Origin of the sequence: Treponema sp. OMZ 799 (genome assembly GCF_024181365.1) — a bacterium.
GTDB lineage: Bacteria > Spirochaetota > Spirochaetia > Treponematales > Treponemataceae > Treponema_B.
In genome coordinates this window covers 2,826,975-2,843,147 of sequence record NZ_CP051301.1, presented here as the reverse complement: position 1 = coordinate 2,843,147, position 16,173 = coordinate 2,826,975, and the positions used below count along the sequence as shown (strand labels likewise).

Annotated in this window: 18 protein-coding genes and 1 riboswitch; of the genes, 13 read left to right on the top strand and 5 right to left on the bottom strand. The window is 41.4% G+C overall.

Annotation, left to right across the window (positions count from 1 at the left end):
* Positions 1–29: 29 nt before the first annotated feature.
* From E4O04_RS13175 to E4O04_RS13160, 4 genes are all read right to left on the bottom strand, one after another.
* Positions 30–1,505 carry a Na+/H+ antiporter NhaC family protein gene (locus tag E4O04_RS13175; RefSeq protein WP_253708521.1) on the bottom strand — a complete coding sequence of 492 codons (1,476 nt, stop codon included), beginning with the start codon at positions 1,503–1,505 and terminating at the stop codon, positions 30–32.
* A 99-nt stretch (positions 1,506–1,604) separates the two neighbouring features.
* The gene (locus E4O04_RS13170) at positions 1,605–2,366 is read right to left on the bottom strand and encodes an ABC transporter ATP-binding protein (RefSeq protein WP_253708519.1); all 762 of its coding nucleotides are present in this window, start codon (positions 2,364–2,366) and stop codon (positions 1,605–1,607) included.
* Entirely contained in the window at positions 2,366–3,433 is a 1,068-nt protein-coding gene (locus tag E4O04_RS13165) for a FecCD family ABC transporter permease (RefSeq protein ID WP_253693232.1), read from the bottom strand. Before E4O04_RS13165 ends, E4O04_RS13170 begins: the two co-directional genes overlap by 1 nt.
* Position 3,434: 1 nt before the next feature.
* Positions 3,435–4,430 (bottom strand): ABC transporter substrate-binding protein, encoded by a 996-nt coding sequence (locus E4O04_RS13160; RefSeq protein ID WP_253708516.1) that lies wholly within the window; start codon positions 4,428–4,430, stop codon positions 3,435–3,437.
* Between the two features lie 160 nt (positions 4,431–4,590).
* A riboswitch (cobalamin riboswitch) is annotated at positions 4,591–4,774 on the bottom strand.
* 166 nt (positions 4,775–4,940) lie between these two features.
* Here E4O04_RS13160 and prcB point away from each other — a divergent pair.
* From prcB to prtP, 3 genes are all read left to right on the top strand, one after another.
* Complete coding sequence (prcB, locus tag E4O04_RS13155; protein WP_253686806.1) at positions 4,941–5,510, top strand: dentilisin complex subunit PrcB; 570 nt, start codon at positions 4,941–4,943, stop codon at positions 5,508–5,510.
* Positions 5,511–5,595: 85 nt separating this feature from the next.
* Positions 5,596–7,473, top strand: coding sequence for a dentilisin complex subunit PrcA (gene prcA, locus E4O04_RS13150; RefSeq protein WP_253708515.1), 1,878 nt, complete (start codon positions 5,596–5,598; stop codon positions 7,471–7,473).
* A gap of 10 nt (positions 7,474–7,483) precedes the next feature.
* A complete protein-coding gene (gene prtP, locus E4O04_RS13145; protein ID WP_253708512.1) occupies positions 7,484–9,757 on the top strand; it encodes a dentilisin complex serine proteinase subunit PrtP in 2,274 nt (757 codons plus the stop codon).
* Between the two features lie 150 nt (positions 9,758–9,907).
* Here prtP and E4O04_RS13140 read toward each other — a convergent pair whose 3' ends face one another.
* Positions 9,908–10,057 (bottom strand): hypothetical protein, encoded by a 150-nt coding sequence (locus tag E4O04_RS13140; protein ID WP_253708509.1) that lies wholly within the window; start codon positions 10,055–10,057, stop codon positions 9,908–9,910.
* A 259-nt stretch (positions 10,058–10,316) separates the two neighbouring features.
* Between E4O04_RS13140 and tuf the strand changes: the two genes are divergently transcribed.
* The 10 genes from tuf (at position 10,317) to rplP (ending at position 16,163) form a co-directional block, all read left to right on the top strand.
* Positions 10,317–11,504, top strand: a complete 1,188-nt coding sequence (tuf, locus tag E4O04_RS13135) for an elongation factor Tu (protein ID WP_253686809.1) — start codon at positions 10,317–10,319, stop codon at positions 11,502–11,504.
* Positions 11,505–11,567: 63 nt separating this feature from the next.
* Positions 11,568–11,876: a 30S ribosomal protein S10 gene (rpsJ, locus tag E4O04_RS13130; RefSeq protein WP_253688106.1), complete on the top strand. Its 309-nt coding sequence runs from the start codon at positions 11,568–11,570 to the stop codon at positions 11,874–11,876.
* Between the two features lie 57 nt (positions 11,877–11,933).
* Complete coding sequence (rplC, locus tag E4O04_RS13125) at positions 11,934–12,560, top strand: 50S ribosomal protein L3 (RefSeq protein ID WP_253677332.1); 627 nt, start codon at positions 11,934–11,936, stop codon at positions 12,558–12,560.
* A gap of 14 nt (positions 12,561–12,574) precedes the next feature.
* A complete protein-coding gene (gene rplD / locus E4O04_RS13120) occupies positions 12,575–13,210 on the top strand; it encodes a 50S ribosomal protein L4 (protein ID WP_253686810.1) in 636 nt (211 codons plus the stop codon).
* Between the two features lie 2 nt (positions 13,211–13,212).
* A complete protein-coding gene (locus E4O04_RS13115) occupies positions 13,213–13,497 on the top strand; it encodes a 50S ribosomal protein L23 (protein ID WP_002672216.1) in 285 nt (94 codons plus the stop codon).
* A gap of 33 nt (positions 13,498–13,530) precedes the next feature.
* Positions 13,531–14,361, top strand: a complete 831-nt coding sequence (gene rplB / locus E4O04_RS13110; RefSeq protein ID WP_253677330.1) for a 50S ribosomal protein L2 — start codon at positions 13,531–13,533, stop codon at positions 14,359–14,361.
* 12 nt (positions 14,362–14,373) lie between these two features.
* Positions 14,374–14,652 (top strand): 30S ribosomal protein S19, encoded by a 279-nt coding sequence (gene rpsS / locus E4O04_RS13105; RefSeq protein ID WP_253677329.1) that lies wholly within the window; start codon positions 14,374–14,376, stop codon positions 14,650–14,652.
* A 4-nt stretch (positions 14,653–14,656) separates the two neighbouring features.
* Complete coding sequence (rplV, locus tag E4O04_RS13100; RefSeq protein WP_002670000.1) at positions 14,657–15,019, top strand: 50S ribosomal protein L22; 363 nt, start codon at positions 14,657–14,659, stop codon at positions 15,017–15,019.
* Between the two features lie 2 nt (positions 15,020–15,021).
* Positions 15,022–15,741: a 30S ribosomal protein S3 gene (gene rpsC, locus E4O04_RS13095; RefSeq protein WP_253708506.1), complete on the top strand. Its 720-nt coding sequence runs from the start codon at positions 15,022–15,024 to the stop codon at positions 15,739–15,741.
* 2 nt (positions 15,742–15,743) lie between these two features.
* Complete coding sequence (gene rplP / locus E4O04_RS13090) at positions 15,744–16,163, top strand: 50S ribosomal protein L16 (RefSeq protein WP_002670003.1); 420 nt, start codon at positions 15,744–15,746, stop codon at positions 16,161–16,163.
* The last annotated feature ends 10 nt before the right edge of the window (positions 16,164–16,173 follow it).

The following is a 16,173-nucleotide window of genomic DNA, read 5'->3' as shown; positions in this document are numbered from 1 at the left end:
CTTTTTCACAATGCAGCCTTTGTTTGCTCTTATTTTTTCTTTAACCTTACCTTAGGTTCGCTTGCGATTCCGAATTTGGGGAAGATTCTGTCTATTCCGAAGAGGGTGAATAATAAAATAGTTACAACCGAAATATGGGCCATAAAGTTATATTTTATTATCTGGGTTTGGCTGAATTGGTAAAGAGGATATACCGTGCCTGCGATGCCGATAAAAAAGCTTAAATAAACATGCCAAGGAATCAGCTGGGATCCGAAGATGCCGAGGGCAGAAGAGAAGGTTGCGTTTCTCAATTTTAAAGAATAAAGATCTTTTTCGTCTCCTTCTACGTTTTCTTCCGTAATGTCTCTGATTATCGGGCCTACCGTAACTATTTGAGCCATCTCGTCGGCAAGGGCTGCGTTTCCTAGCAAAGAGATGATGCCGTTCCAGAACATGAGCTGTCTTACGTTTCGGGAGAGTTTTACGGCAAGGTTTGATAGAGGTCTAAAGGCATCCATCTTCGACATTATGCCGCCGAAGGCTGCAACCCACATCATCATTATGATAACCCATGAGCCGGCTCCTACAAAGCCGTTATATACTATGTCAAAAAAGGCAAGGAGACCTGAAACCGTTCCTGCAAAGCGTCCTAAGATAAAGCATGATACAATGCCTGCTCCCAAGCAAAGGAGGGTAGAGTAGCCTTTTAAGGCAATTCCTATAACCAATATGAGAGGAATTACCATGTAAACGGGAACTCCGTTTTGTACCTGATGGAGAAGGTCTACTGCAACAGGTTTTTCTTCAGCCAATTTTTCCCAAACGTCTTGGGGAATTGCTTCGATGGCTTTTTGCGGGCTTACGGCATCTCCCGGGAGGCTCAAGCCCGCAATTAGAAATAGGCTGCCTGCAAGCACCAAACACATTAAAGACCAAAGCCCTTGATTTTTCATACGGTGGGTAACTTCAACTCTGTGAATACCGGAGCTTACGACTGTTGTGTCCGAGATAAGGCCTAGGTTATCGCCGAAGCAGGAGCCGCCTGCAATAGCTGCAATGCTTAAAACCATGTTTCCGCTTAAAATATGGGTCATCCACAAGAAAATCGGGGCACAGGCTGCAAAGGTTCCCCATGATGTTCCTGTGGCAACCGACAATACTGATGAAACCAAAAAGGCAACAAGGGCCACGGTTCTTGCCGATATACCTATGTTCAGACTCAATGTAATAATCGAGGCTCCAACCCCTGTAGACATAAAGGCATCTGCCATGGCATAGGCAAACATGAGAATAAAAAATACCAATTGCATTTCTTTAACATTGTCTACGGCAGAGTTTAAAATATCGTTGAATTTGAATTTTTCGGTTATCATAGCAACGATGGACGCATATATTACGGCAATAGGGGCTATGATTAAAATGTCCAGTTTAAATCCCAAGGCAGTCGAAAATGATTCAATATTCGAAATCATCATCAGACCTGCAAGCAATAAAACCGGAGAGAGCTTAAAAAAAGCGCGCATAAAGTCTCCTTTTATGTGAAATAAGGGTGCCAGTGTATCATATTAGTAAAAAAAAGTGTATAGGTGTTGGATATAGAGATTTACATCATAAAAATCGGATTAAACGCTTTTAAAGATTACATGAGGCTTTTTTTCTTCATCATAAATAATTTTAGCATCCACATCATATAAGGCCTTAATTACTTCTTCCGTTATGACCTCATCTACGCTGCCTGAGGCGATAATCTTTCCTTCTTTTAGTGCATATATTTTGTCGCAATACATTGCAGCTATGTTAAGGTCATGGATTGCCGATATGACGGTTATTTTTAAATCTTTTGCAAGGCTCATAAAATGCAGTTGGTGTTTTATGTCCAGATGGTTTGTAGGTTCATCGAGAATGAGACAATCGGTATTTTGCACCAAGGCACGGGCTAAAATAATTCTTTGTTTTTCTCCTCCCGAAAGGTTTGAAAAATTTCGTTCTGCAAAGTCTTTCATATCGACTTGTTCGAGTGCCTTATACGCAAGTGCTATATCTTCGGCGGAATCACGCTCCATAAATTTTTTATGTGGAGAGCGTCCGATTAAAACCATTTCAAGTACGTTAAAGTCAAAATGAGTTTCGTTGTGCTGGGCAACTACAGCCATCTTTTTCGCCGTTTCTCTAAAGGGATAGTCATTTATGTTCTTGTTGTCTATAAATATGGTTCCTGTTTTGGGTTTAAGGACACGGTATATACATTTGAGCAAGGTGCTTTTTCCCGAACCGTTGGGGCCGATTATACCGACAATGCCTTTATCCGTAATTGCAAGGTCAATGCCGTTTAAAATATTTTTATCACCGAAGTTAAATGAAAGAGTGTTAATGTCAAGAAGCATTACGATTTCCCTCCAAACCCGTATTCTTTATTTATCAATAAATATAAAAATACAGGGGCTCCTACAAGGGATATGACTACTCCTACAGGGATTTCTCCAAGAGAAGAGATTGATCGGGCAAGTACATCCGCCCAAACAAGAATGATAGCACCGATTAATACTGAAGCCGGTATTATGTTTTTATGATTAGTCCCCCAAAATATTCTTGCAATATGAGGTACTATGAGTCCTATAAAGCCTATAATACCTGCATTATATACCAAAAAACCTATAACTGCAGAACACATTAAAAGGTAGATTTGGCGGTAAATATGTAAGTCTTTACCTAAGGTAATTGATACGCTGTCGCCCAGGAGCATTAAATTAAGAGTTCTGTATTGCGTCATAAAGGCAAAAATGCTCAAAAATACGATAACGGATAATAAGCCTAAATTTTCCCATTTTGCTCCTCCGAAACCTCCCATCAGCCAAAAAGAAATACTTCGTATAGCTTCTCTGTTTTTTGTAGTAAAAACTATGAATGAAGAAAATGCCGAAAATATTGTACTTATAGCGATTCCGGCCATTAATAATTTTACGGAATTGGCTCTGCCGTTTATATTTGCAGCTGTCATCACAATTACAGATGCACCGAATGCAGAAAAACAAGCAGACAAGCCTACATAATTGGGGCCCAGACTTGCTCCTATCCCCAGGGCAATAGCCAAGGTTGCTCCAAGAGAAGCCCCTGAAGAAATACCCAATATATAAGGATCTGCCAACGAGTTTTTTACGATAGCCTGCATTACAACCCCCGTTAAAGCCAAGCCCATACCGGTAAGGCAGGCTAAGATAATTCTAGGCATCCTTACAATCCAAACGATATCTACAGTAGATTTTTTTACTCCTTCAAGGCTGCCTATTCCGAAGATTTTATATTGAGCGATTTTTAAAATATCGGCGGGCACTATATTTACGGCTCCGAATCCTACCGATAGGATTATTGAGAGTAGAAGTCCCGCCAAAAGAAAAAGAAGTGCTGAAGATATAAAAATTATTTTCAGCACCTTAGTTTTATTGTTTTGCATATTATAGGTCAGGATATAGACCTGAAATGATAGTCTTTATTCCGTCATAGGTTCTTATGCCGCTTGCATAAACCTCACTTAAATTAATCGGAAAAACTTTTTTATTTTGAATTGCTGCTATGCTTTGTAAGGCCTTATCTTTTGTCAGCATTTCTATAGATTGATCTTTTTCAATATAGTCTCCAAAATAAACGGTAAATATAACATCCGGGTTAAGCTCTATAAGCTCCTCTTTTCCTATGCCGTTTTTTTCTTTGCCCACAAGGTCTGCCCCGACTTGCATCGCAATTTGTCCGCCGATTGTTTTTTCTCCATAAACACGGTATTGCCCTTCTTTTTCTACCTCAATTATTATAGCCTTTACTTTTGTTTTTCCTTCAACATGTTTTTTTGCTGCCTCAATTTCGCCTTTCATCTTATCGACAATCGATTGCGCTTTGTCTTCTACATTGAAAATTTTACCTATGTTAAGAATATCCTGATATTCATTTTCGAGAGAATCCTGTTTTTTTAAGCCGGAATTTTGCCATATATAGGTTTTTGTACCTCTATCATGCCAAAAATTTACATCCCCATAACGTTTTTCGCCGAATAAAGATGACCATGCAAAAATAAAATCGGGCTCCATGTCGATAACCTCTTCTTTTGTAGGGCGTTTGTCACGGTAATCTACTTTGCTAAAAGCTTCTTTAAATTCATCTTTTACAGGATCATCAAGACCGACAGCTAAAATGAGTTTGTCTGAAAGTCCGAGTGCAAGCATAGTTTCTATCGGGCTTTGGTAAAAGGCAGCGACTTTTTCAGGGGCTTTTTCAAATGTAAGCTCGATAGGTTCTGCCGCATAGTTATAAGTCGTGATTGTTACAGGATAATACTGTCCATCCGCTTTCGGCATCGTTTTGCCGGAATTTTGTGATTGATTTTCTTTAGGACTGCACCCTAAAAAAAACGAAACTGCCGATACTAGCAGTAGTGAGTAAAAAAAAGTTTTTTTCATACTTCCCCCCAAATGTGTTAATTTTACGGTTTCAAACTTAAAAGACTTGAGTTTATGCAGCAGGTACAAAGATACTTTGGGGATCTTATTAGTTTATAGAGAAAACAAAAAGGCTATAAGTTCCTTCAAGCGTCCGGTACTTTATCGCTCGTAAAGCACAAGGTTTAAGCCCTCTACAGGCAGGTATTCTGACTTCGAGCTTCATCATCTTTTTAAGCCTTCCCCGATTCCTCTCGAGTGACATATTTTAAAAAGACTCTTCTCTTACAGCGGCGGGACCGTGACGGAATTACACCGTACTTCCCTTTTAACCGAATTTCGGCACCTGAAAGGTTTGAAATGTCGCGTCCGATTTTAATGCTTTTACCGGTTAATGTCAAGGCTATAATTTATCGCCGTTTTTATAATAAAACTAAGATTTACACTATAATTTTAATTATTTTTATAAAAATTCCCAAAAATATGAAAAAAAATCTTGTTTAATATAATCAATTGTGTTACAATTCTTACATGAAATATCATGTTGTATTGTTATTTATATTTTTAAGTTTGTTTGGCTGTAAAACTACGCCTAAGAAATTTTCCGAAATTTCTGCAACAAAATCCGATAAAACATTTAAAAGAAGCATTGATTCTGATTTAAAAAAAATTGAAGAAGCCGATAAATCTTCGCTGAAAATTGTTGAGATCGCTTATGAAATTTTAGCTCAAGGAAATAACTTTAAGGAAGGTCTTTCATCAATTATTCGGTTACAAGAAGATCTTGATAAGCTTTATTCCATTTTATATGCAGATTCCGTAAAGGCTCCAGTAATAGATTTTTCCAAAAAGGCAGTAGTTATAGTTGAAGCAGGGCCTTTTAGCACGGGAGGTTATTCCATTATTCCTGTGTCTGCAACAAAGTCAGGTAAGATTATAAAGTTTGTTTTTGAGGTATCGGCTCCGGGGCCTATGGATATAGTTACTCAGGCCTTTACACATCCCTATTTGATAGTTGCTGTGGATGCAGATCCTTATGATGATATCTTTATTGAGGTTAAAGGGAATAATAAAAAGAAAAAATATAAATCTAATTTTTAAATGATTTAAGGTATTATTTGGTATAAAAAATATTTACTTATGGATGACATTTTTTAGATTATTTTGATAAATAAGGGGGACTTTTATGTCACAAAAAAAATGGAACGCTTTTGCGTTATTTGTTGTTATTGTTTTGACTGTGCTGCTTGGATCTTGTTTTCATGAAGCAGGTCAACATTTCGGGCCGGAAGACGGGATTGCCTTTTTAGATATCTTTGTTGTAGATTCGATTGGAGGAACTGTGGTTGACGGTACAAAGCTAAATGTAATTGACTGTGAAACCAATCATACAGTTTATTCCTCTGTTTCTGTATCCAATGGAAGAGCAAGCTTGGTACTTACTTCCGGGAAAAAATATGACATCAGTCTTGCTGGAGAAAAGGGAAAGTGGGCCGGTTCACTGATTCAAGACTATTATGTGGATAAAGTATTGCAGCAAAAGCTGACAATATTTCAGTTTAAGCATGGGCAGATAACAAGAGGTGTTACTCCTCCTCGTATCGAAAAGGTTAAAATCGGCAATGCCGTAGGTGCAGATATAACTGACGGCCATACGATGGGCAATACGGAAAAAAAAGTTTATGTAGAATTTACTTCTGAGGTAGGTGCTGTAGAAAATGTTGCTTGGAACGGCTTTGGGGCAAAGCTCGGAATAGGAGCTGTCCCTTCAGGTTCAAGCGGTATTTACGGGACTTATACTGCCGATTCCGACCCTAATGACGGAATTTTTAAGTCGGAATATGTTTTTAACATAGAACATGCTTCATTGCCTAACGGGGACACCGAGCTTATAATAGTAGGTTACGATATCGCAAACAACAGGGTCGAAAAACACATTCCCGTAAGTTTCAATAAAACCCCTGCTGCAGCTCCCCTTTCGAATGCTAAATTTGAAGATCCTTTTATGATAATAGAAAGGGTTCCATTTACAAACAATACATTCTCAACCGAACCCGGACAGGGGCTGGTGCAGTTAGGCAGCGGACACGAAGTGATGCCGCAGGCTTTAAACCCCATTGAAGGACACAATTCTTCATATATGGCAGCCTTCGTCTTCGGCGTTGTAGGTAATGCTCCTCCAAACAATCCCGTTCCTATTATGGGCTTTGATGTATTCCGTAGGGAAAAGGGTAGTACCGAGGGCTTTAAATTTGTAAGCAGAACTCACTATGATAGGCCTAAAACCGAAACAAGGCCGCGCTTGGGTGTACATCAAGGCTTTGATACATCTTCAGAACTTGAAGAAGGCAAAGAATACGAGTATAAAATTAAAGCGTTTACCGCAACGGATATACTTGAGTCTCCCGTATTGACGGGCAAAGTTATGGAAGCCTTTACCTATTCCCTCAAAGCTCCCGAAAACCGTAAAAAGATTTCGGTTGCTACTGCTGCAAATATGTCATATTCGTGCACAATAAGCAATAAAAAGCTGCTGACCAAGGAAGAAGCCGATTGGTGCGATTTGGGCCTATTGATCCTCGACGGACAAGGAAAAGCTGTTTTCGGTTCAAAATTCCGCTATGTCTTTGACAGGTTCGTAGGCACCTCATCAATCGGCCCCGATTTACTGATTTATACTATAGGGTTTGCTCCGGGCAACGACCCTGTGCCCTTTTCATATAAACAGTATCTCGCAACACCATTGCACACCGACTACAGCATTAACAGCCTTGATGACCTTATAACCGTTGACTCTTCTAGAGGCATTATCACAATTACCGATAAATTTCTAAAGATAGCACAATTTAACTTAGTTTCGGGCTCCCCGATGAAATATCAAGCAGGTGTAAACTACCAATGGGATATACAGGATTGGGGAAAAGATCCTTATAGACTAGACGACGACAGGGCCTTAAGAATAGTTAAAATGTATGGGTCTAATCAATCTAGGTCTATGGGAAACAACAGTTCAAGCGGTTCCAATGCCGTAAACGGCAGATTTACCTTCGTGATAACGGAATAGGAGGTTTGATATGAAGAAAAAAATATTATTCTTTTTAATTGCAATGACTTTAATCCTTTCTTCCTGTAATTTAGGCATGTATAATGCCGGTTCGGGAGTATACGGCGGGCATACGTCGCAAGATATAAGCGGTTCGTCAATTGAATTGCCGAATGGTGCAAATTATGCACCCAAGGATGAAGATATAGTTGACGGCTTTTTTATCGTTAAGACAAAAGACGGCTTCAATAAGGTGATTTTTGAAGAAAAGGGTTTTGCAGTCAAGGGAAATATTTCTCTTACAGGTACGGGTTTTACCTACTGGTATCTCAATAAAGAAGGAAACAATAAAAAGAATCTATCCCTTGCAGCTTCGGTAGAAGGAGTGCTTTCAGCCGAGCATGATTATAAGGTTGCAGAGCCTGACGGTACTAAGGTAAATAATCAAAACACTCAGCTTGTGGACCCTGCCGGTGAAGGAACCTACGGGCTTACGGATGGAAACTACCTGAATGACCCTATAGCTCACAATTCCGATTACGGACTTTCGATAACCGAGGCTTTAAAGGCATATGAGGAAATCGGGTATGGGGATAAAACCGTAGTTGCAGGTATTATAGATACCGGTATAAACATGGAGCATAAGGATTTCAAAGATGAACACGGTGACTCCATAGTCTTATATGCAAAGTCCTGTGCTACGGATAGTACAGGGAATACATATATCGGTGATGGAAGCTCCTTTACCGAAATTCCCATCGGAGAAAACTGGGATAAGGCCAGACACGGTACCCATTGTTCGGGCACTATCGCCGCCCGCGGCAATAACGGCACCGGCATTGCAGGCGTTGCATGGAAAAACACAAAACTCATCTCATATCAATCGCTTGGAGTTGCAGGCAGCGGAACAAATTGGTCGGTATACGGCGCAATGCTTGACCTTACGAAAATAGTTACGATTTTGCGCAAACCTAAGGCAAGCAGAACTCCGGCAGATAATGCTGCCTTGCCTTCTTACCTAAACGGTACAAATTTTCAAATTACCCAAAAAACGGTTCCTGTAAACATGAGCTTGGGCGGCTCTTACGGTACTGAATTTGCTTTTGCGGTTTTAACCAATGCTGTACAAAACAATGTTCTTCCCGTAATTGCCATGGGAAATGAGGGCCGTTACACTGCTGCCTATCCTGCCGCCTTCCCGGGCGTATTGGCTGTAGGGGCTACTAACGGCAAGGACAAAAAGGTGCATTTCAGCAATTCGGGGGCTTGGATAAGCGTTTCGGCCCCCGGCGACGGTATTAAGTCTTGCGGTGTTTATAGCGATGATGATTATGAAACTATGAGCGGTACTTCAATGGCTACCCCCTTTGTAACCGGTTTTATAAGCTATCTCCTTTCCTTCCCTAAGGCTCATAACTTGACTCCCTACCAAATTAAAACCTTGCTTGAAAAAACTTGCGATAAGATTGAAGGGGCAACAGGTTTTACCGACAGCTTAGGACATGGGCGCGTCAATGTGTACAAGGCTGCCAGGGCAGTAAAAGGCGGTAATATACCTCCGGCTAATGATATTTATAGCGAGGCAGAAGTTAAGGTTGCCGTACAAAATAATGACGGTATTTCAAACGATATAGTTCCGGCTAAGATTACTCTTGTAGATGAAGTTACCAAGGCTCCTCTAGCCTATGTTGCAGGACTTGGAAATGATCCCGCTATATTTAAGGGCTTGGTCAAGGGCCGTTCATATTCGGTTTACACTTCTTTCTTCGGTGAGGTAAAAAAAGAAACCTTTACTATGGGGGATGCCGATAAGAATATTACCTTCCAGTTTAATAAGAAGCTTGTCTTTGTTTCGACCGTTAAAAATCTTCATTATAACGGCGGTAATGATAAAACCGATACTATAATCACCGTTTACAAGGCTGATGCCTCAGGTGATCTCCCTGCAAATGCCCAACCGATTTTAAGGTATGATTCTGGTGCTCTTGATACGGCTTATTTTGAGGCTGAACATGGTAAAACGTACTACGTAAAAATTACCGGCTATGGTGCTCTTACAGGGCCTAAAAACTATGTTATAGGTATAGACCGTGTTCCTCTTAATCCTGCAGGGTTGGATCTTGATGATCCGGCACGGTCACCGAATAATGCTGTAACAAATGACAGCCACGAAGACGATGATACGGCTGCTGCTGCAAAATTAAAAGGTAATGCCTGGCAGCAAAAGTATGCCTGTAACCTTGTGGCTCATTCTATAGGTTCTGCAAACACTGATGAAGATTGGTTCTATGTAGAGTACCCGTAAAAAAGGGATTATAACTTAAGTATAGGCAGTGTGCTGTTTTAAGTACGCTGCCTTTTTTAAACAGGAATCTATTTGTTTATAAACAAAACAAAACAATTTTCCTATTGACATTTTTTATTCTTTATGATATAAAGAACGCTGATATTTACATTATGATTTAAGGCCTAAAAAGGGCTTTAGATCGGTATTCTTTAGAAGTTTTGCATTGCCGTAAAGCCTTTTAGGCAGGCGGATGCCGTCCTTGTTTAAGCAAATAAGGAAAGAAATCTTTAAAACTTCGCAGGATGCCAAACCAGTCATCGGAGTTACGGTTTAAAGGTGATCAGGTGGGTCCGAATGCTGTCCGAAAACCTATGGGCGGTGGATAAAAAGCGTTTTTCTTTCTATAAAATAGAGAAAATGCTTAAATCTTATCTGATTTTAATCACTGCTTTATGTTTCTCCGGTTTGTTTCTTTGTTAAGCTTGTTTTTCGGTTACGAAAGACCGGTTAACTTTTTAATCTCGTCATTTTTAATGCGGGAAATATTAGACTTGCCTACGTCTTTTAGGAGGATCTCATGGCAAAGGAAAAATTTAACAGAACGAAAGTTCACATGAATGTTGGTACCATCGGTCACGTTGACCATGGTAAGACCACTCTTTCGGCAGCGATCACTACGTATTGTGCAAAGAAGTACGGTGATAAGCTTCTAAAATATGACGAGATCGACAATGCGCCGGAAGAAAAAGAGCGCGGTATTACTATCAATACCCGACACTTGGAATATCAGTCCGATAAGAGACACTATGCACACATCGACTGCCCCGGCCACGCTGACTATGTTAAGAACATGATCACGGGTGCTGCCCAGATGGACGGCGGTGTTCTCGTAGTTTCCGCTCCGGACTCGGTTATGCCCCAGACAAAAGAGCACTTGCTTCTTGCCCGACAGGTAGGTGTACCTTCAATCATCGTATTCCTCAACAAGATTGACCTTGTTGATGATCCCGACCTTGTAGAGTTGGTAGAAGAAGAAGTTCGAGACACCTTGGCTTCTTACGGCTTCCCTGAAGATACGCCTATTATTAAGGGGTCTGCTTTTAAAGCTCTTCAGGAAGGCGCTCCTGCCGAAGATACAGCCTGTATCGAAGAATTGCTCCAGACAATGGACAGCTACTTCCAGGATCCTGTTCGAGATGCCGAAAAACCCTTCCTTCTCCCCATTGAAGACATCTTCACAATTCAGGGTCGAGGAACAGTTGTTACAGGAAGAATCGAACGCGGTATCATCAAGATGAACGAAGAAGTTGAAATCGTCGGTATCCGCCCCACAAAGAAGACTGTTGTTACGGGTATCGAAATGTTCAACAAGCTTCTTGATCAGGGAGAAGCCGGAGACAACGTAGGTCTTCTCTTGAGAGGTATTGAAAAGAAAGAAGTTGAACGCGGACAAGTTCTCGCTAAACCCGGTTCAATTCATCCTCACACCAAATTTGAAGCTCAGATTTACGTTCTTTCAAAAGAGGAAGGCGGACGACACAGTCCCTTCTTCTCAGGTTACAGACCTCAGTTCTATTTCAGAACAACCGATATCACAGGAACTGTAAACCTTCCTGAAGGAACAGACATGGTTAAGCCCGGCGATAATACAAAGATTATCGGTGAACTTATTCACCCCATAGCTATGGATCAAGGTCTTAAACTCGCTATTCGCGAAGGCGGACGAACTATTGCTTCGGGTCAGGTAACTGAAGTTATCGAATAAATGATGCAAAAAAACGGCGCTTGCGCTTTTGTAAGTGCCGTTTGCATCTCTTCGGAGGGAATGATGACAAAGGAAAAGATTCGCGTAAAGCTTCGCGGATTCGATGTAGAATTGGTTGATCAGAGTTCAAAGGCTATTGTACAGGCTGTTCAAAAAGCAGGCGCAAAGGTTTGCGGTCCTATCCCGCTTCCCACTCGGATTAACAAATTTACAGTGCTTCGCTCACCCCACGTAAACAAAAAGTCACGTGAGCAGTTTGAAATGCGAACGCACAAAAGGTTAATCGATATTATCGAACCTTCGGCGGATGTTATGAATGCCTTATTGGCATTGGAACTTTCAGCCGGTGTTGATGTAGAAATTAAACAATAAGATTTAATTAATGGTAGACGGCCTTTAATCAGGGGTGCGTACCTTAGGAGAAATTAAATGATTGGACTGATTGGAAAAAAAATCGGTATGACCCAAATCTTCAATGAAGTCGGTCACCTTATGCCGGTTACAGTTATTCAGGTAGAACCCAATACCGTTGTTGCACTAAAGGACAAGGAAAAGTTCGGATACTCTTCAGTAGTGCTCGGCTTGGGTGAACTCAAAGAAAAGCACACCAGTAAACCCTATGCAGGACAGTTCAGCGGAGACATTAAGCCTTTAAAACTTTTAAAGGAATTCCGTGATTTTGACAAAGAAGTTGCAGTAGGTGATAAACTCGGTGTAGAGGTTTTTGAAAAGGTTCCGTATTTAGACATTACGGCAATTTCAAAAGGTAAAGGTTTTCAGGGTGTTATGAAGCGATGGGGCTATGGAGGCGGTAGAGCAAGCCATGGTTCTAAGTTTCACCGTGAAGCAGGTTCGACGGGACACTGTACAACTCCGGGCCGTTCTTTTAAAAATACGACAATGCCCGGAAGAATGGGTTTTGACAAGGTTACCGTTCAAAATTTGCAAATCGTAAAGATTGATCCTGAATTGGGTGTTATAATGGTTCGCGGTTCTGTTCCGGGTAAAAAGGATGCAACTGTATTCTTAAAATCCGCAGTAAAGCGGGCTAAATAAGGACGGTAGAAGACATGGAAAAGAAAGTCTATTCAGTCGATGGTAAAGAATTGAGGACAATTAATCTTGATGACAAGGTGTTCGGTCTTCCCGTAAATGATGATGTTATTTACTACGCCATCAATAATGAACTAGCCAATAAACGAGTCGGAACGGCTTGTACAAAGGGCAGAGCTGAGGTTCACGGTTCAAATTCCAAGCCTTACAGCCAAAAAGGTACAGGACGCGCACGACGCGGTGATAAAAAATCCCCTCTTTTAGTCGGAGGAGGAACTATTTTTGGACCTAAACCGAGAGATTTCGGCTATTCTATGCCTAAAAAAGCAAAAAGATTGGCTATGAAGTCAATTTTGAGCCTTAAAGCTCAGAACGACAGGTTAGTGGTTGTTGAAGATTTTACGGTAGAAAGCGGTAAAACACGCGACCTTGTAAAGATTTTAAATAACTTTGCAAAGGACGAGCGCACTGTTGTTATTCTAAAGGACGACGATTCCTTGGTAAAAAGAGCAGGACGCAATATTCCGCATCTTTCATTCTTGGCATATAACCGCCTTCGAGCCCATGATTTATTCTACGGCCGAAAAGTTATCGTGCTTGAATCTGCCGCAAAAAATCTTTCCGATTTTTACGGATGTAAGGAGGCCGAATAATAATGGAATACAATGATATACTTATCGCGCCTGTTCTTACCGAAAAAAGCACAGAACTTCGCGAGCAGGGCAAATATGTTTTCAAAGTAGCGCCAAAGGCTACCAAGATTCAGATAAAGGAAGCAGTACGAAGATTGTTCAATGTAAAAGTTACCGATTGTACTGTTGTTAATGTTCGAGGAAAGACTAAACGTCTCCGCTACAAGGAAGGTAAAACTTCATCTTGGAAAAAGGCAACCGTAAAACTTGCTAAGGGCGAGACGATTAAGATTTTTGAAGGTGCGTAAGCCTTAATGTGCTTATGCTAAGGGGATAGCAAAATGGCTCTAAAAGAATATAAGCCGATGACGCCCGGATTGCGCGGACGAATTGATTTGCGAAAAGATGAAATTACAGCTCAAAAGCCTGAAAAGTCCTTGACTACAGGCAAAAAGAACAGAGCAGGACGCGATTCAAGAGGACGCATTTCAGTTCGAGGCCAAGGCGGCGGACATAAACAGAAATACCGACAAATCGATTTTAAGCGAAACAAATATGGTATTCCGGGCACTGTAAGGACAATCGAATATGATCCTAACCGCAGTGCAAATATTGCATTGATTTTTTACGCTGATGGAGAAAAGCGATATATCATCGCTCCCAAGGGTTTAAGAATCGGTCAAAAAGTTATGAGCGGCGAAATGGCTACATTGGATGTTGCAAATGCTCTTCCTTTGGAAGCAATTCCCGTCGGCTTTACCGTGCACAATATTGAGCTTACAATCGGAAGAGGCGGACAAATGGCGCGTTCGGCAGGTGCCGGCGCATTGGTTGCTGCAAAAGAAGGTGAATATGTTACCATAAAGTTGCCTTCCGGAGAAACTCGCTTGGTAAACAAAAAATGTTATGCAACAATAGGCGAAGTCGGCAATGAAGATCACATGAATACAAGTCTTGGCAAAGCCGGTCGATCAAGATGGCTTGGAATTAAACCCACCGTTCGCGGTATGGCTATGAACCCGATTGATCACCCCCTCGGAGGCGGTGAAGGACGAGGAAAGGGACGACATCCCGTTACTCCTTGGGGTCAGCCTTGTAAGGGTTATAAGACCCGCAAGAAGCGCAATCCTTCGGATAGCTTCATTGTCTCAAGACGAAAGAAGAAGAAGTAGGGGGTTGCAAAAGTGTCAAGATCAGTTAAAAAGGGACCTTTTATTGCAAAGAGTCTTTTTAAGAACGTAAACGAGATGAACAGATCGGGCAAAAAGAAGCCGATTAAGACTTATTCCCGCTGTTCTACAATTATACCTGAAATGGTCGGTAACACTATTTCGGTACATAACGGTAAGACGTGGATTCCGGTTTATATAACCGAGAATCTTGTTGGACATAAACTTGGAGAGTTTGCTCCTACGCGCACATTCCGCAAGCATGCAAACTCTGACAAGAAGGTTGGAAGATAGGTGAATGAAGATGACTGAAAGAACAGGATATCGAGCAACAACTAAATTTCTTATTGCATCACCTACCAAGGTAAGACCGGTAGCAAATGTTGTAAAAAACAAGCCCTATCCGGAAGCAATGGCTATTTTGGAAAATATGCCGCAAAAGGGAGCCGTCTTAATTTCTCAGACAATGAAATCGGCTGCCTCAAATGCTCTTTACAAAAATAAGCAGCTTGATGAAGACATGCTCTTTGTTAAGGAAATTATGATTGACGAAGGGCCTAGGCTAAAAAGAATTTGGTGTCGCGGCAAGGGCCGTGCGGACATTCTCTTAAAGCGAATGTGTCATATCACAGTTGTCGTTGACGAGAGAGCAGGAGAGTAGATATGGGACAGAAAGTAAACCCTACAGGATTAAGACTTGGTATAAACAAAACTTGGTCGTCTCGCTGGTATGCAGGCCCCCGAAATTATGCCGACTTGTTGCTTGAGGATTTAAAAATTCGAGCTATGATTCAGGAAATTCCTGAATGCAAAAATGCCGACATTGCCGAAGTTGAAATCATCCGTCATCCCCAGAGGATTACAATTATGATTCATACGGCTCGCCCGGGCGTTATAATCGGTGTAAAAGGCGCCAATATCGAAAATATCGGAGCCATTGTACAGAAAAAGCTAGGCAAAAAAGTGCAGATTAAGATTAAGGAAGTAAAGAGAGCCGAATTAAGGGCTTCTTTAGTTGCTCAAAACGTTGCACGCCAGCTTGCCGGAAGAGCTTCTTTCCGAAAGGTATTAAAGCAGGCTTGTTTTAATACGATGAGGTCCGGTGCTCAAGGAATAAAGGTTAGAATTTCAGGACGCTTAGGCGGTGCTGAAATGTCGCGAACCGAAGAAATGAAGGAAGGACGAGTTCCTCTTCACACACTTCGGGCAGATATAGACTACGGTTTTGCTGAAGCCGATACAACCTATGGAAAGATAGGTGTTAAGGTATGGCTTTACAGCGGAATGATGTTTGGCGGAGAACAAAAAGAAGATGCAGGCGCCTTGCTCAAAAAGCAAAGAAGACCCCGATCTGAAAAACCCGCTCAAGCAGGGAGGCAATAATTATGGCATTCAGTCCCAAACGTGTAAAACATAGAAAGGTTCAGCGCGGTAGAATCAAGGGCGAAGCTACACGATGCAACAACATCGATTTCGGCGATTACGCCTTAGTTTCTCTTGAGCCTTTTTTGCTTACAAACAGACAAATTGAAGCTGCCCGTGTTGCTTTGAATCGTAAGATTAAGCGAGGCGGAAAATTGTGGATTCGAGTTTTTCCGGATAAACCATATTCAAAAAAACCCGCTGAAGTTCGAATGGGCGGCGGAAAAGGCGCCCCCGAATACTGGGTAGCGGTTGTAAAACCCGGAACTATTATTTTTGAATTAGCCGGCGTTGATAAGAATTTGGCCGAACAAGCTATGACCTTGGCAGGAAGCAAGCTTCCCTTTAAGACAAGGTTTGCCGAGCAGATTCAGGCCGACTAAGGAGCGTTTA

What these genes read in the sequence shown, in the direction of transcription:
- rplV (WP_002670000.1), top strand. Translation starts at nt 14,657, where the DNA reads ATGAAGATGACTGAAAGAACAGGATATCGAGCAACAACTAAATTTCTT.
- rpsC (WP_253708506.1), top strand. Translation starts at nt 15,022, where the DNA reads ATGGGACAGAAAGTAAACCCTACAGGATTAAGACTTGGTATAAACAAA.
- E4O04_RS13140 (WP_253708509.1), bottom strand. Translation starts at nt 10,057, where the DNA reads ATGACTGGTTTGGCATCCTGCGAAGTTTTAAAGATTTCTTTCCTTATT.
- E4O04_RS13170 (WP_253708519.1), bottom strand. Translation starts at nt 2,366, where the DNA reads ATGCTTCTTGACATTAACACTCTTTCATTTAACTTCGGTGATAAAAAT.
- E4O04_RS13115 (WP_002672216.1), top strand. Translation starts at nt 13,213, where the DNA reads ATGGAATACAATGATATACTTATCGCGCCTGTTCTTACCGAAAAAAGC.
- prcA (WP_253708515.1), top strand. Translation starts at nt 5,596, where the DNA reads ATGTCACAAAAAAAATGGAACGCTTTTGCGTTATTTGTTGTTATTGTT.
- rplB (WP_253677330.1), top strand. Translation starts at nt 13,531, where the DNA reads ATGGCTCTAAAAGAATATAAGCCGATGACGCCCGGATTGCGCGGACGA.
- rplP (WP_002670003.1), top strand. Translation starts at nt 15,744, where the DNA reads ATGGCATTCAGTCCCAAACGTGTAAAACATAGAAAGGTTCAGCGCGGT.
- tuf (WP_253686809.1), top strand. Translation starts at nt 10,317, where the DNA reads ATGGCAAAGGAAAAATTTAACAGAACGAAAGTTCACATGAATGTTGGT.
- prtP (WP_253708512.1), top strand. Translation starts at nt 7,484, where the DNA reads ATGAAGAAAAAAATATTATTCTTTTTAATTGCAATGACTTTAATCCTT.
- prcB (WP_253686806.1), top strand. Translation starts at nt 4,941, where the DNA reads ATGAAATATCATGTTGTATTGTTATTTATATTTTTAAGTTTGTTTGGC.
- rplC (WP_253677332.1), top strand. Translation starts at nt 11,934, where the DNA reads ATGATTGGACTGATTGGAAAAAAAATCGGTATGACCCAAATCTTCAAT.
- E4O04_RS13165 (WP_253693232.1), bottom strand. Translation starts at nt 3,433, where the DNA reads ATGCAAAACAATAAAACTAAGGTGCTGAAAATAATTTTTATATCTTCA.
- E4O04_RS13160 (WP_253708516.1), bottom strand. Translation starts at nt 4,430, where the DNA reads ATGAAAAAAACTTTTTTTTACTCACTACTGCTAGTATCGGCAGTTTCG.
- E4O04_RS13175 (WP_253708521.1), bottom strand. Translation starts at nt 1,505, where the DNA reads ATGCGCGCTTTTTTTAAGCTCTCTCCGGTTTTATTGCTTGCAGGTCTG.
- rpsJ (WP_253688106.1), top strand. Translation starts at nt 11,568, where the DNA reads ATGACAAAGGAAAAGATTCGCGTAAAGCTTCGCGGATTCGATGTAGAA.
- rplD (WP_253686810.1), top strand. Translation starts at nt 12,575, where the DNA reads ATGGAAAAGAAAGTCTATTCAGTCGATGGTAAAGAATTGAGGACAATT.